This window comes from Cellulosimicrobium sp. EB106-03-01-XG111, from assembly GCF_058792115.1.
Genome location: NZ_JBYTEQ010000021.1, coordinates 20171 through 34351, shown reverse-complemented (window position 1 = coordinate 34351; position 14181 = coordinate 20171). Strand labels below are relative to the sequence as shown.

The 14181-nt window shown below is 76.6% G+C and carries 9 protein-coding genes; 7 read left to right on the top strand and 2 right to left on the bottom strand.

The features are described 5' to 3' along the window. Positions 1-183 precede the first annotated feature (183 nt). The 4 genes from AC3WT4_RS15980 to AC3WT4_RS15965 all read left to right on the top strand — a co-directional run bounded on the left by AC3WT4_RS15980 (position 184) and on the right by AC3WT4_RS15965 (position 5058). On the top strand, positions 184-858 hold the full coding sequence (locus AC3WT4_RS15980) for a DUF4956 domain-containing protein (RefSeq protein ID WP_492315904.1): 675 nt from the start codon (positions 184-186) through the stop codon (positions 856-858). Then, a complete protein-coding gene (locus tag AC3WT4_RS15975) occupies positions 855-1739 on the top strand; it encodes a polyphosphate polymerase domain-containing protein (protein WP_492315903.1) in 885 nt (294 codons plus the stop codon). The genes AC3WT4_RS15980 and AC3WT4_RS15975 overlap by 4 nt, the downstream gene beginning before the upstream one ends. Then, positions 1739-3844, top strand: a complete 2106-nt coding sequence (locus tag AC3WT4_RS15970; RefSeq protein ID WP_492315902.1) for a carbohydrate-binding domain-containing protein — start codon at positions 1739-1741, stop codon at positions 3842-3844. The genes AC3WT4_RS15975 and AC3WT4_RS15970 overlap by 1 nt, the downstream gene beginning before the upstream one ends. A gap of 410 nt (positions 3845-4254) precedes the next feature. Next, positions 4255-5058, top strand: a complete 804-nt coding sequence (locus AC3WT4_RS15965) for an NAD-dependent protein deacetylase (RefSeq protein WP_492315937.1) — start codon at positions 4255-4257, stop codon at positions 5056-5058. Between the two features lie 142 nt (positions 5059-5200). On the opposite strand, the gene AC3WT4_RS15960 is transcribed toward AC3WT4_RS15965, so the two are convergent. Continuing rightward, positions 5201-5632, bottom strand: a complete 432-nt coding sequence (locus AC3WT4_RS15960; RefSeq protein WP_074804208.1) for a nucleoside deaminase — start codon at positions 5630-5632, stop codon at positions 5201-5203. Positions 5633-5956: 324 nt separating this feature from the next. On the opposite strand from AC3WT4_RS15960, the gene upp reads away from it, so the two are divergent. From upp to AC3WT4_RS15945, 3 genes are all read left to right on the top strand, one after another. Continuing rightward, positions 5957-6592, top strand: a complete 636-nt coding sequence (gene upp / locus AC3WT4_RS15955; RefSeq protein ID WP_021482058.1) for a uracil phosphoribosyltransferase — start codon at positions 5957-5959, stop codon at positions 6590-6592. A 313-nt stretch (positions 6593-6905) separates the two neighbouring features. Further along, a complete protein-coding gene (locus tag AC3WT4_RS15950; protein WP_257418636.1) occupies positions 6906-7589 on the top strand; it encodes a winged helix-turn-helix domain-containing protein in 684 nt (227 codons plus the stop codon). A gap of 138 nt (positions 7590-7727) precedes the next feature. Continuing rightward, on the top strand, positions 7728-8450 hold the full coding sequence (locus AC3WT4_RS15945; RefSeq protein ID WP_074803240.1) for an SDR family oxidoreductase: 723 nt from the start codon (positions 7728-7730) through the stop codon (positions 8448-8450). Positions 8451-8481: 31 nt separating this feature from the next. On the opposite strand, the gene AC3WT4_RS15940 is transcribed toward AC3WT4_RS15945, so the two are convergent. Beyond that, positions 8482-14130 carry a sigma-70 family RNA polymerase sigma factor gene (locus AC3WT4_RS15940; RefSeq protein WP_492315901.1) on the bottom strand — a complete coding sequence of 1883 codons (5649 nt, stop codon included), beginning with the start codon at positions 14128-14130 and terminating at the stop codon, positions 8482-8484. Between the last annotated feature and the right edge of the window lie 51 nt (positions 14131-14181).

Sequence of the window (14181 nt, the reverse complement as noted above, 5' to 3'; positions counted from 1 at the left end):
GCTGGGCGCGAGGTCGTGACGCCGGTCACCACCCCGGCGGGACAGCGTGGATCGCCCGGGCGAGAGGGCCTGAGGGAACTCATACACACGCCCTGTGCCCTCCACAGCGGCCGCACAGGGTCGACCGGCGGAATGGGGACGTCCTCGACCACGGCGCCCAGCGCCCCGGCACCCGGAGGCCTCGTGTCCCAGCCCGTCCTGTACCTCGTCGACCTCGTCGCGGTCACCGTCCTCGCGTTCGGCCTCTACTTCCCCCGGCACCGGCGCCGCGACCTCGTCGTCGCGTACCTCGGCGTCAACGTGGGGGTGCTCGCGGTCGCGGCGACGCTCGCGACGAGCAGCGTCGGCGCCGGTCTGGGGCTCGGGCTCTTCGGCGTCCTGTCGATCATCCGCCTCCGTTCGACCGAGCTCTCGCAGACCGAGGTCGCCTACTACTTCGCCGCCCTCGCGCTCGGCCTGCTCGGCGGCCTCGGCGCGACCACCGGCTGGCTGTCCCTCGCGGGCATGGCGCTGGTCGTCGGGGTGATGGCCGTCGTCGACCACCCGCGCGTCCTGCGCCGCGCGCAGAGCCAGACCGTCGTCGTCGACCGCGCCCTCGCCGACCCGGCCGAGCTCACGCGCTACCTGGAGGGGCTGCTCGGCGCCGAGGTCCGCGGGGTGAGCGTGCAGCGGCTCGACCTCGTCAACGACACGACCTGGGTCGACGTCCGCTGGACCGCGCCCCGCACGGCACGCCGGGGCGCGCGCCCCCTCGTCCTGCCCGACGCCGTCCCCCCGCTCGCGGCCGACGCCGCGCCGCTCCGCGCGGCCGCCACGGCCCCGGACGGCCTCCCCGCGCGGACGGGGGTGCGCGCATGAGCGCGCAGACCCTCCCGGCCGACGACCGCGTGCGCGCCGCCCTGCACCCGCTCGCCGGCGTGGACCTCGACGAGCTCGTCGCGACGGCCGCGCTGCTGACCCGGGTCGACCGCAAGTACGTCCTGCCGGTCGACGACGCGGTCGCCGTGCTCGACGCCCTCGCCCGCACGACCGCCGCGCGCGTCCTGGAGATCGACGGCGCGCGCAGCGCGGCCTACGAGTCGGTCTACTTCGACACGCCCGACCTCGCGTCGTTCCGTCTGACGGCGACGCGCCGCCGTCGGCGGTTCAAGGTCCGCACGCGCACGTACCTCGACTCCGGGACGAGCTTCCTCGAGGTCAAGACGCGCGCCGCGCGCGGCACGACGCTCAAGCAGCGTGTCTCCCACGACTGCCCGACGGCGCTCGACGGCGGGCAGGAGTTCGTCCACCGGACGCTCGTCGCCGAGGGCATCGACGGCGTGCCGGAGCACGCGCTGGCACCCGGCCTCGTGTCGCGGTACCGCCGCACGACGCTCCTGCTCCCCCGGCCCGACGGCGCCGCGCGCGCCACCGTGGACACCGGGCTCACGTGGGAGCTCGACCGGCCCGACGGCGCCCGGCCCCTCTCCTGGCCCGTCACCCACCTGGCGGTCGTCGAGACGAAGGGCGGCTCGACGCCGTCGGACCTCGACCGGCTGCTGTGGCGGCACGGGCACCGCCCCGAGCGGATCTCGAAGTACGGCACCGGGCTGGCGCTGCTGCGCCCCGACCTGCCCGACGGCCCCTGGCGGCGCGTGATCCGCCGCCACCTCACCCCCTCCCCGGGCGGCTCGACGTCCGACGGGACTCCCGCCCACCACCCCGCCCGCACCCCCGGGCACGACGACAGGAGCCTGTGATGCGCATCCGACGACCCCTCACGTACCTCACCGCCGCTGCGGCGGCCGCCGTCCTCGCCGGCTGCTCGGTCCTGGGCAGCGACGCCGCCACGGACGACACGTCCGCGAGCGCGAGCACCACCGGCTCGACCGCCGCGTCCGACGCCGTCGCCGGCCTCACCCCCGACGAGGCGCGCGCCGACAACGCCGAGGTGACGGTCGACGACGCCGACCTCGCGGTCGACGAGGCGTCGGCGACGACCGTCGCGCTCGACGGCGACACCGCCACCGTGGACGGCGACGGCGTGACGGTAGACGGCGCGACCGTCACCGTGACCGCCCCCGGCACGTACGTGCTGAGCGGCGCGCTGGAGGGCCAGGTCGTCGTCGACACCGCCGAGGACGGTCTCGTCCAGCTCGTGCTCGACGGCGCCGACATCACCGCGACGACCAACGCCGCCGTGAACGTGCAGGACGCCGAGAAGGTGGCGGTGGTCCTCGCCGACGGCTCGACGAACAACCTCACCGACACCGAGACCTCCTCCGGCCAGGACGCCGACGGCGAGCCCGACGGCGCGCTGTTCTCGACGGCCGACCTCGTGATCGGCGGCGACGGCGCGCTCAGCGTGACGTCGCACGCGGACGACGGCATCGTCTCCAAGGACGGCCTCGTGGTCGCGGGCGGCGACCTCACCGTCGACGCGGGCGACGACGGCCTGCGCGGCAAGGACTACCTCGTCGTCACGGGCGGGGCGCTCGACGTCACCGCTGCGCAGGACGGGCTGAAGTCGACCGAGGACGGCGACGACACCCTCGGCTTCGTCGACGTGCGCGGCGGGGACGTCACCGTCACGTCGGGCGACGACGGCGTGCAGGCGGTGACGGACGTCGTCGTCTCCGGCGGCACCCTGACCGTCACCGCGGCCGGCGGTGCGGGCGCCGACGTGAGCGAGGACGCCTCCGCGAAGGGCCTCAAGGGCGACGTGGGGGTCCTGGTCGGCGACGACGCGACGGTCACCGTCGACGCCGCCGACGACGCGCTGCACTCGGACGGCGCCGTGTCCGTCTCGGGCGGGAGCGTCGAGCTGTCGTCCGGCGACGACGGCGTGCACGCCGACGGCGACGTCACCGTCTCCGGCGGCGACCTCACCGTCACGACGTCCGTCGAGGGCATCGAGGGCGCGACCCTCACGATCTCCGGTGGTGACGTCGACGTGACGGCGAGCGACGACGGCCTCAACGCGACGGTCGGGTCGACGACCGTCACCGGCGAGAGCGACACGGCAGCGGGCGACCGGTCAGCAGGCGGCTCAGCAGCGGGCGGCTCAGCCGCCGACGGCTCGGCAGCAGACGGCTCGGTCGACGGCACGATGCCGGAGCCACCGGACGGTGCACCCAGCGGCACGACCGGCGGGACGCCCCCGGGGATGCCGGCCGACGGCGAGCTGCCCGAGCCCCCGCAGGGCGGCGACCTGCCTGACGGTGCGGAGCCGCCCGACGGCGCCGACCTGCCGCAGGGCGGCCCCGGCGGCGGGAGTGGCTATGCGGGCGGCGGTGCCGGCGGCATGGACGCCGACGACGGCTCGTCGCTGACCATCTCCGGCGGCACGCTCACGATCGACGCCGGCGGCGACGGGATCGACTCGAACGGCTCGCTCACGGTCACGGGTGGCGAGACGGTCGTCCAGGGCCCGACGAACGACGGCAACGGCGCGCTCGACGTGAACGGTACGTTCACCGTCAGCGGCGGCTCGCTCGTCGCGGCGGGCAGCGCGGGGATGGTCGTCGTGCCGGCCACGGACTCCGAGCAGGGCTGGCTCGCCGCGGACGTCTCCGCGAGCGCCGGCGACACCGTCACCGTCACGTCAGCCGACGGCACCGTCGTCGCCGAGCTCACCGTCACCAAGGAGACGGCGAACGTCGTCGTCTCCTCGCCCGACGTGACGACCGGCGACACCTACACGGTGACCACCCCGGCCGGCTCGGTGACCGCCGTCGCGGGCGACTGGACCGGCGGTGGCATGGGGGGCCGCCCCACCCGCCCGGGCACGCAGGACGGCACCACGGCCCAGGACGGCACGGGCCAGGACGGCACCACGGGCCAGGGCGAGACCACCGAGTCCTGACCGTGCGTCGTCCGGCCGGGGATCCCGGCGCGAGCGCTCTGCCGAGGTAGAGCCCCGGTCTCGCGAGGTAGAGCCGAGGTCCTGCGACGTCGACCCGTTCTCGCACGAGGTAGAGCCCGGCTCTACCTCGCGGGGCCTCGGGGCTCCCTCGGGGTGACCAGGGCTACCTCGGCGGACCGGGGTTTCTGTGCCGCTCCCGTCGTACCGTGGGAGACGTGCCCACCGACCCGACCGCACCGTCCCCGAGCGACCCGACCAGCCCCACGACCGCCTCCCCCGCGCACGTGGCGACGTCGTCCGCCGACCTGCCGTCCGCCGTCCCGACCCTGTCGTCGCGGCTCGCGTGGCGGCCGAGCCAGCCGCCGGCGGGCGCGGAGCCCGCGCCGCGGACGGGGACGGTCGAGGAGGCGGTGGAGCTGCTGCGCGGGCTGCGGGTCACGGCGCTCACGGGCGCGGGCGTCTCGACGGACTCGGGGATCCCGGACTACCGCGGCCCGGACTCCCCGCCGCGCAACCCCATGACGTACCAGCAGTTCGTGCAGGACGAGGCGTTCCGCCGCCACTACTGGGCGCGCAACCACGTCGGCTGGCAGCACGTGCACCGCACGCACCCGAACGCGGGCCACCGCGCGCTGGCGCGGCTGGAGGACGCGGGCGTGCTCGTCGGGCTCATCACGCAGAACGTGGACCTGCTGCACGAGGACGCGGGCAGCCGCAACGTCATCGACCTGCACGGCCGCTACGACCGGGTGATCTGCCTGCAGTGCGGGCGCGTCATCTCGCGCGAGCACCTGGCCGAGCGCCTGACCGCCCTCAACCCGGGGTTCCTGGAGAGCGTCGGCGACGTCGGCGACGTGGAGATCGCGCCGGACGCGGACGCAGTGATCGAGCAGACGTCGCACTTCCGGCCCGCGCCGTGCGAGTTCTGCGGCGGGGTGCTCAAGCCGGAGATCGTGTACTTCGGGGAGAACGTGCCGCGCGAACGGGTCGACCGCGCGTTCGCCATGGTCGACGAGGGCGACGCGCTCCTCGTCGCCGGGTCGTCGCTCACGGTGCTGAGCGGGCTGCGGTTCGTGCGGCACGCGGCGAAGGACGGCAAGCCGGTCGTCATCGTCAACCGCGGCTGGACGCGCGGCGACCCGCTCGCGACGCTCAAGGTCGAGGCCGGCACCACGGAGACCCTCACCGCCCTCGCCGCGGCGCTCACGCGCTGAGGCGACCGACCCACGAGCGGTGGGGAGGAAGGACGGCGCCGGGTCGTGGCGGGCCTGGCGGGAGGCGGCGAGGAACGAGGCGCCGGATGGTAGACCCGGCGCCGTCCTTCCTCCCCACCGCGACCGCGACGTCAGGTGTCGCTCAGCGCTGCGCGCCGAAGAAGTCGCGGAGCAGCCGTGCGCACTCGTCCTCGCGCACGCCGCCGACGACCTCGACCGCATGGTTCGCGCGCTGGTCGCGCACGAGGTCCCACACGGAGCCGGTCGCGCCGGCCTTCGGGTCCCACGCCCCGAGCACGAGCCGCTCGACGCGCGCCAGCACGAGCGCGCCCGCGCACATGACGCACGGCTCGAGCGTGACGACGAGCGTGCAGCCCTCGAGGCGCCACTCCCCCCACGTCGCGGCGGCCTGGCGCAGCGCGAGCACCTCGGCGTGCGCGGTCGGGTCGCCCGTCTCCTCGCGCCGGTTGCGCCCCACGCCGAGCAGCCGCCCGTCCGGCCCGACGACGACCGCCCCCACGGGCACGTCGGCGCTCGCGAGCGCGTGGGTCGCCTCGTGCAGCGCGAGACCCATGAGGGCGTCCCACGTGCGGCGGCGACCCGCGACCGTGTCGGGTGGGAACGCGCCCTCCGTCGCCGGGAGCGCGAACCCGCGAGGCACGGTGCCCGACGCCGGCCCCTCGCCCGGGTGCGCGGGGTCGCCCCGGTGCGCGGGGTCCCCCGAGCGGGCGGGGCCGCCCGGGTGGGACGGCTCGCCGGGGTGGGCGACGTCGTCGGGCACGGGACCTCCGGTCGGTAGGGGCGGGCCGCACCAGGCTAGCGACCGGGCGCCTGCCCGCGCGCGGATCGGTTACCGGCCGGTACGGCAGACGGCCCGCGGTCCGATACCGTTGTCACCATGCGCCTGCACGTCGCCGACCACCCGCTCGTGGCCCACAAGCTGACCGTCCTGCGGAACAAGGAGACGACGTCCTCGACGTTCCGGCTCCTCGTCGACGAGCTGGTCACGCTCCTCGCGTACGAGGCGACGCGGGACGTGCGCGTCGAGCCGCACGAGATCGAGACGCCCGTGACCAGGACGGTCGGCGTCCGCCTCGCGGAGCCGCGCCCCCTCGTGGTGCCGATCCTGCGCGCGGGCCTCGGCATGCTCGAGGGCATGACGCGGCTCCTGCCCACCGCGGAGGTCGGGTTCCTCGGGATGCAGCGCGACGAGGAGACGCTCGAGGCGGTCACCTACGCGAACCGTCTCCCCGACGACCTCACGGGCCGCCACGTGTTCCTGCTGGACCCGATGCTCGCGACGGGCGGCACTCTCGTCGCCGCGATCGACTACGTCTTCGCGCGCGGTGCGCGCGACGTCACGGCCGTGTGCCTGCTCGCCGCCCCGGAAGGCATCCAGGTGCTGGAGAAGGCGGTCGGCGAGCGCGTCGACGTCCAGCTCGTGGTCGCCGCGGTCGACGAGCGGCTCGACGAGAAGGCGTACATCGTGCCCGGGCTGGGCGACGCGGGCGACCGCCTGTACGGCGTCGTCTGACGCTCCTACCTGCGCGAACACCCGCCGGGACGCCCCGGCCCCGCTCGGCACGACCGGAACGCGAGATCGTCGCCGTCCGCATGCTGAGAACTTCCGCGGCTCCTCTTGGCGTGCCGTGCGCTCCGCTGCCATGCTCGCTCCCGTGAGCACCTCGACCCGTCCCGTCAGCGCGCCGTCCGGCGTGCTCCCGGGCGCGGTCGTGTGCGTCTGTTGTCAGGCCTGAACCCTCTCCCGCACCTCGGTTCAGCCCTCGACCCTGCCGACCCGCCGGATGTCCGGCGTCGCCGTCGGCCCGACGCACCCGGAGCCACCCATGACGCTCACCGCTACCCGTCCCGCCCGCCGTACGCCGTCGGCCCGCGTCCCCGCCCCTCGGGCGGCCACGCCGCGCCCCGCGACCCCCCGGCCTGCCTCGGCGCCCCGCCCGGCGGCACCCGAGCCCGCCACCCCGCGGCGCAACCCCGGCTTCGTGCTCTACGTGGGCGTCGACGCCGCGCCGGGCGAGCAGCCGCAGGCGCAGCTCGTCGAGCTCGCCGAGGCCCTGGGCGAGCTCGCGCGCGACTGGCTGCCGAGCGCCGAGACGTACACGGCGCTCGCCCTCGCCGAGCCCACGACCGCGACGACGTCGCCCGTCCAGGACATCGCCGCGTTCCGCGAGCGGCTCGCGACCCTCTCGCCCGTGCCGCGCGTCGTCATCGACCCGGCCGGGCGCACGGTCACCGTCGAGGGCCGCTCGGCGCGCCTGACGTTCCGCGAGCTCGAGCTGCTGTCGTACCTCGCGCGCACGGCGCACCGCGTCGTGACGCGCGCCGAGCTGCTGGAGACCGTGTGGGCCGACCACGAGGTCGCGAGCGGCAGCCGCACCATCGACGTCCACGTGCGACGCCTGCGCGAGAAGCTCGGGCTGGAGCACGTCATCACCACGGTCCGCGGGCTGGGCTACCGGTTCGACCCGCAGACCCCCGTCGTCCTCGGCGGCACGGGGGACGCCGCCTGAGGACCGCGCTGCCGGGCCGCGGTCGACGTGGGGGTACGTGGGGGACCACGCGCCCGGCAGCGCAACCCCTCCTGTGACGACCCTCGCACGCCGCCCGCTCGCCGGGCGCGGACGCCCCCGCGGCGATACGTTCGGCCCATGCGCACAGTCATCGCGGGAGGTCACGGCCAGGTGGGCCGTCGCCTGGCCCGGACGCTGGTGGAGCGCGGGGACGACGTCGTCGCCTTCGTGCGGTCCGCCGCGCAGATCACGGATCTCACGGAGCTCGGCGCGCACGTCGCGCTCGTCGACCTCGAGAAGGACGACGCCGTCGCGGTGTCCTTCGAGCTCGAGGGCGCGGACGCCGTCGTGTTCGCCGCGGGCGCCGGACCCGGCAGCGGCGCGCCGCGCAAGGACGCGGTCGACCGCGCGGGCGCGGCCCTCCTGGCCGACGCCGCCGAGCGCGCCGGGGTGGGCCGCTACGTCCTCGTGTCGTCGCGCGGCGTCGAGGCGGCCCGCGCCGACGAGCGCCCCGACGGCGTCGACGACGTCTTCTGGGCCTACCTGCGTGCGAAGGCCGCCGCGGAGGACGACCTGCGCGCGCGGACCGATCTGCAGTGGACGATCGTCCGGCCCGGCCGCCTCACCGACGAACCGGGCGTGGGCCTCGTGGCGCTCGCCCCCGTGGGCGACGGCGACAAGCCCCGCGGCAAGCGGCGCAAGCCCGGCGCCGCGGTGGGCGAGCGGTCCGACGTGACGCGCGACGACGTCGCGCTCGTGCTCGCGGCGGTGCTCCACGAGCCCCGCTCGGCCGGTCTCGTGCTCGACCTCGTGGGCGGCGACCGCCCCGTCGAGGACGCGCTCGCCGACGTCCTGCCCTGACCGCCGGGCCCGACGACCGCCGTCGGGCGCGTCAGGCCCCGCAGCGCGACCCGCGCTGCCAGATCAGCCCGAGCGGGTCACGGTCCGGCCGCACGAGGATGTTCGCGATCCGCGCCGTGTAGTTCCACCCGTCGTAGGACACCTGGTCCTCGTAGCCGTACCACTCGCCGGACTTCCATGCGGCGTAGCACGGGGGCGTCGCGCTGAACGGGTCGACCGCGAGCTGCTCCGACCAGGACCCGGCATGGAGGACGTACTTCGCGCCCGTCCCGGGGGCCTCGCCCAGCTCGACCGTGCGTCGCTCGCCCGCCGCGAGGTCCCACTGCCCCTTCGCCTGACCTGTGACCCGGAAGGTCAGCGGGACGTTGGAGCCCGCGTTGTCGAGCACCACGGACACCGTGCGGAACGACGCGCCGCGCTGGGCGTCGTAGTACGGGTCACCGAGGACGAGGCTCGCGTCGGGAGCCGCGACCGCGCAGTCGAGCGCGTCGAACCGGGCCGTCACCGTCTCGGCGAACGGGGTGCCGAGGACCGTGCGCGACAGCTCGAACGTGACCGCACCGGGCCGCACCGCGAGCGCGCCCGCCGGCAGGTCGACGCTCGCGCTCGCACCGGGCGCGACCTCACCGAGGTCGCGCGTGCCGAACGGGGTGCGTACGACGACGCGGGTCGGCTCGTCGGCGTCGTTGCGCAGACCGGTCGTGAGGACCACCCCGCCGGCACCGGGCGCGCACTGCGTCGTCGCCGTGAGCGTCGCCGCCCAGTCGGGCACGTACGCCGCGCCCCGGTAGGTGGCCGCGAGGGTGGAGTCCTGGAACCCCTTCCCGAGCACCCAGCGGTACTGGCGGAAGGTCACCTTCCCGGCCTTGACGTCGAGCGCCCCCGTGTCGATCGTGAACGTCGCCGTCTCCCCCGGCCTGATGCCGCTCACCGGGGCCGAGTCACCGACCGCGCCGCCGAGCATCCGGGCGTCGAGCGTCTCCGCCGTGTCGTTCGTCAGGGTGCCGACGAGCCGGATCGAGCCGTCCTGCCAGCGCGCCTCGACCGTCGCCGTGCGCGCCCAGGACGGCGCGTAGGTCGTCGCGGCGTACGACGCGCTCACCGTGCTCCCCGCCAGGCCGGGGGCGTGCGCCCGTTCGACCGCGAACGTGACGGTCCCGGCCGGGACGTCGCGCAGGCGGGTGTCGACCGCGAGCGTCGCGGTCGCGCCCGGGGCGACCTCCACGGGCGCGGCGCCGCCGTAGGGCGTCGTCATCGCGACCCGCAGCGTCGTCGCACCGTAGGGGTTGTGGAAGGTCCCGCGCACGACCGCCGAGCCCGCGCCCGCGCCGTCCGGCACGACCCACGTGGCGGTCGCCGCCGCGGCGCCGTCCGCGGCGGACCAGTCGAAGCAGTCGACACCCGGGACCTCGTGGCTCGCGAGGGCCGCGCCGTCGGCGAGCACGTCCAGCGTCAGCGACGCCTCCCCCACGCCGCCCGGCACGTCGACCACCACGTCCCGGCCGCCGTCGACCGTGCGCGTCAGGTCGTCGCGACCGGCGACGGCGAACACGACCGGGACGGTCGAGCGCGTGTTGTCGTAGCGCAGCGCGACCGGGGCGGACGACCGCTCGGTCGCCGGGTCGAGCACGCACGCCCCGACGGTCGGCGCGCCCACCGCGGGCGCGTGCCGCACGGCGTCGTAGGTGGCGGTCACGACGTGCGACCGGCCCGAGCCGTCGAGCCGCGAGACCCGGAAAGCGACCTCTCCCGCGGCGACCTGCCGCGAACCGGCGTCGAGGGTCAGCACGGCCTCCGTGCCGGGCGCGACGTCGACCGCGCGCGTCGTGCCGAGGTCGCCGCCGTCCAGGACCACGCGCAGCGTCGCCGCCGCGTGGTCGTTGCGGAAGGTCCCGCTCACCACCACGGAGCCGCCGCCCTCGGTGGGCGCCCACTCCGCCGTCGCCGAGCCCTCGACGTCCCACGTGAAGCAGTCGACGCCGTCGACCGTGTGCTGCGCGACGGTCTCGCCGTCCGCGACGACCGTGAACGTCGCGCCCCGCGCGCCGACGCCGCCGGGCACGACGACGTCGCGCACCTCGCCGCCCGCGAGCGTCGCGGTGAGGTCGTCACGACCGACGACGGAGAACGTCACCGGCACGGTCGACGCCCCGTTGTCCAGGTGCAGCGTCACCGGCGCGGACGACGTGTCCGTCGCCGGGTCGAACACGCACTCGCCGACCGTGGGCTCGCGCGACGCCGACGGCGCGTGGCGCGCGGCGTCGAACGACGCACGCACCTGGTGCGGCTCCGCGCCCGGGGCGCCGACGCGCGCGGCACGGAACGTCGCGGACCCCGCCGCGACGTCCCGCGAACCCGTGTCGACGGCGAACGACGCCTGCGCACCCGGGGCGACCTCGACGGTCTCCGCAGCACCGTGCCGGCCTGCGGACAGGGCCACGCTCATCGCCGTCACGGCGTGGTCGTTGCGGAACGTGCCCTCGACGACGAACGACCCGGTCTCCGGGGACCAGCGCGTCGTCGCGGAGCCCTCGACGTCCCAGGCGAAGCAGTCCACGCCGTCGACCACGCGCGAGACGAGCGGGTCGCCGTCCGCTCGCACCGCGTACGTCGCGGACTCGGCGCTCGCCTCGGGGAGCTCGACCTCGGCGCGGGCGTGCGCCGGGACGGTCTGCGCGAGACCCGGGTGCCCGTCGACCGCGAACGCGACCGGGAGGGTCGAGGCCGAGTTGTCGTAGGTCAGCGTCGCACCCGCGGACGACGTGTCCGTCGCCGGGTCGAACACGCACTGCGCGACGGCCGCCTCCGGGACGACCGGCGCGATCGTCTGGCCGTCGAGCGCGAGCGCGACGTCGCTCGACGGCCGTGAGACGACCGCCTCGCCGCCCGACCCGACGAGCAGCCGCTCCTGCGAGAGCACGAGCATGCTCGCGGGCACCGCGGACGCGTTGACGTCGACCACGAGCGAGGCGCTCTCGCCCACGCTCGTGCGCCCGGGGAGGTCGGCCGCGTGCCACGCGGGCGTGTCCGGCGCGGCGAGGCCGACCGTGACGGGCGCACCCGTCCCGTTCGCGACGTCGGCGGTGTACTGCACCGTGCCGTCCGCGTTCTCCGCGCGGACCTGGACGTCGTCGGCCCCGAGCCACGCGAGCGGCACCGCCGCGCTGAGCGTGCGGCTCGCGGTCGCCGCCTGGTCGTCGGCCCCGGCCCGCACCTCGACGGGGACGGCCGCGGGGAGCACGCGGAGCGCGCCGTCGTCGCGCTGCTGGACCTCGGGCACGAACGAGCCGTCCGCGCGGAGCTGCACGGCCAGGTCGACCGCCGGCCCGGCGGACGCGCCGCGCGCCGGCGCGGGCAGCACGGTGTCGCTCGCGCACTCGAGCGCGGCGCCCCGGGCCGGGGTGGTGCAGGTCCAGTCGTCGTCGACAGGGTGGAGGGACAGCCCTTCCGGGAGGGCGGGCACGGTGAAGCGCACGCCGCTGGCGTCGCGGTCGCCGGTGTTGGCGGCCGTGAACGTGAGCGTCGCGGTCCCGGGGTTCGCCGCGAGCGTCACGCGCTCGTCGTCGAGCCGGACCTCCGCGCCGACGTACTTCAGCGGCGGGGGCGTGAGGTTGCGCTCCACCGTCCGCAGCCCCTCCGCCTTCACGCGCGCGGGGAACTCGTAGACGCCGCCGCCGCGGGCCGTGACCGTGACGACGAGGTCGCGCGCCTCACCCGGCGCGAGCACGCCCACCGCGCACGCGAGCGTGCCGCCCGCCGCGGCGGGACCGCACGGGAGCGCGGCCGTGCGCAGCACGGGGGCGACCGACGCGCCTCGCGCGACGACCGTCGACGTGACGGCCTCCACGCCGGCCGGCAGGTCGACCTCGACCGTGACGTTCTGCGCCGCCCTCCCGCCCGAGTTCGACACCGTCAGGCGCACGTCGGCGGGCTGCCGCGGGACCAGCTCGACGCCGGACCCGAGCGCGACGTCGAGCGCCGCGGGCGGCGGCTCCGGGGTCACCGGGTCGACGGGCGTCGGCTCGCCGGTCCCCGGGTCGGTGGGGCCGACGGGGGCCGGGTCGACGGGTGCGGGATCGACGGGGGCGGAGCCGACCGGGCTCGTGCCGCCGGGTGCCGCTCCGCCGGCGGGCGGGGTCGCCCCCGCGTCGGGGGTGGTCGGGTCCGTCGGCGCCGGCGGGATGTTGGTGGGCGACGTCGGGTCCGTCGTGGGGTCGGGCGTCGGGGCGGTCGTCCCCGCGCTCGGCGAGGGCGACGGAGACGGCGACGAGCCGGACGGCGACGGGGACGACTGCGACGACGGCGACGGCGTCGGCTCGGGGGTGAAGGCCCCCAGCGCGCCCGCGACGCCCAGCCCTGCGACGGCGAGGACGCCCACGGTGACCGCCGCCGCGGCGATCGGCGCGGACGCGACCAGCGCGAGCAGTCCCCCGGCCCCGGCCGCGGCCAGCGCGCCACCGCCCGCGGCAGCACCGCCGACGGCCGCCGCGCCGCCCACCGCCGCGGCCCCGGCACCTGCACCTGCACCGGCACCGGCACCGGCGGCGCCTCCGGCGACACCGCCCGCGGCGCCGACGGCTCCCGCCGCCGCGCCGGCGCCACCGATCACCCCGGTGCCGGCGGCACCCGCGCCGCCGCCGCCGACGCCCGCACCGGCTCCGGTGGCCGCACCGGACCCGCCCGCCGCACCCGAACCACCCGCCGCACCCGAACCGCCGGCCGCGCCGGACCCGCCGGCGCCCGACCCGCCCGCGCTGCCCGACCCACCGGCGCCGGAGCCACCGGCACCCGCGCCGCTCGTCGACGCGGTGCCGGACGCACCCCGGAGCGCGGCTGCGACGCCGCCGGCGACGGCTGCGCCACCCGTGGTGGGCAGCGCCGTGCCGACGAGACCGAGCGCGCCCACGCCGAGCACGAGCGGGGCGATGACGGCCCGCATGCCGTGGGAGACGTCGCCCAGCTCGAGCACGAGCCCCCGGCAGTCGTCGCAGCCCTCGAGGTGCGACTCGACGCGCGCCGTCTCGCGCTTCGCGAGGCCGCCACGCACGTACGAGCCGAGGAGCGCGTTGACCGTGCGGCACTCCTCGGCGGGCACGGACGTCAGGTGCTGCTGGAGGTACGCCTGGCGCAGCCCCTCGCGGGCGCGGTACGCGAGCGCGGAGACGCCGTTCGCGGTGAGACCGAGGAGCGGGGCGATCTCGGCCGGGGTCAGGCTCTCGACCTCGGTGTACCAGAGCACGGCACGCCACCGCTCCGGCAGGTCCTGGTAGGCGCGCGTGACCGTCGAGCGCTCGAAGCCCTCGAGCGTCGGGTCCTCCGTCGAGGCCATGGGGCCGAACGCGGACTCGAACGTGCGCTCGTCGTCGGTCGGGTGCGTGCGACGGGCGCCGCTCACGAGGTCGTACGACAGCCGGCGGACGACGGTGAAGAGGTAGGCGCGGAAGGTGACGTCCGGGCCCCCGCCGCTCTGCAGCACGGAGAGCGTGCGGGCGAACGCGTCCGACACCACGTCGTCGGCGTCGGCGCTCGAGCGGACGTACTGGCGCGCGACCGTGCGCGCGGCACCGGCGTGCCGCTCGTAGAGCACCCCGTAGGCGCTCGTGTCCCCCGCACGTACGGCGGTGATGAGCTCGGCGTCGCTGAACGCCTCGCTCTCCACCCGTTCCTGTGCCTGCGTCATCGTCACCCGCCCCGGAGACCGCCCCGAACCGAGGCTACGGTGGCCATAGTA

Bases quoted from the DNA above. Each gene is read 5' to 3' on its own strand.
- AC3WT4_RS15975 (WP_492315903.1), top strand. From the start codon at position 855: ATGAGCGCGCAGACCCTCCCGGCCGACGACCGCGTGCGCGCCGCCCTG.
- AC3WT4_RS15970 (WP_492315902.1), top strand. From the start codon at position 1,739: ATGCGCATCCGACGACCCCTCACGTACCTCACCGCCGCTGCGGCGGCC.
- AC3WT4_RS15960 (WP_074804208.1), bottom strand. From the start codon at position 5,632: ATGGGTCTCGCGCTGCACGAGGCGACCCACGCGCTCGCGAGCGCCGAC.
- upp (WP_021482058.1), top strand. From the start codon at position 5,957: ATGCGCCTGCACGTCGCCGACCACCCGCTCGTGGCCCACAAGCTGACC.
- AC3WT4_RS15950 (WP_257418636.1), top strand. From the start codon at position 6,906: ATGACGCTCACCGCTACCCGTCCCGCCCGCCGTACGCCGTCGGCCCGC.
- AC3WT4_RS15945 (WP_074803240.1), top strand. From the start codon at position 7,728: ATGCGCACAGTCATCGCGGGAGGTCACGGCCAGGTGGGCCGTCGCCTG.
- AC3WT4_RS15940 (WP_492315901.1), bottom strand. From the start codon at position 14,130: ATGACGCAGGCACAGGAACGGGTGGAGAGCGAGGCGTTCAGCGACGCC.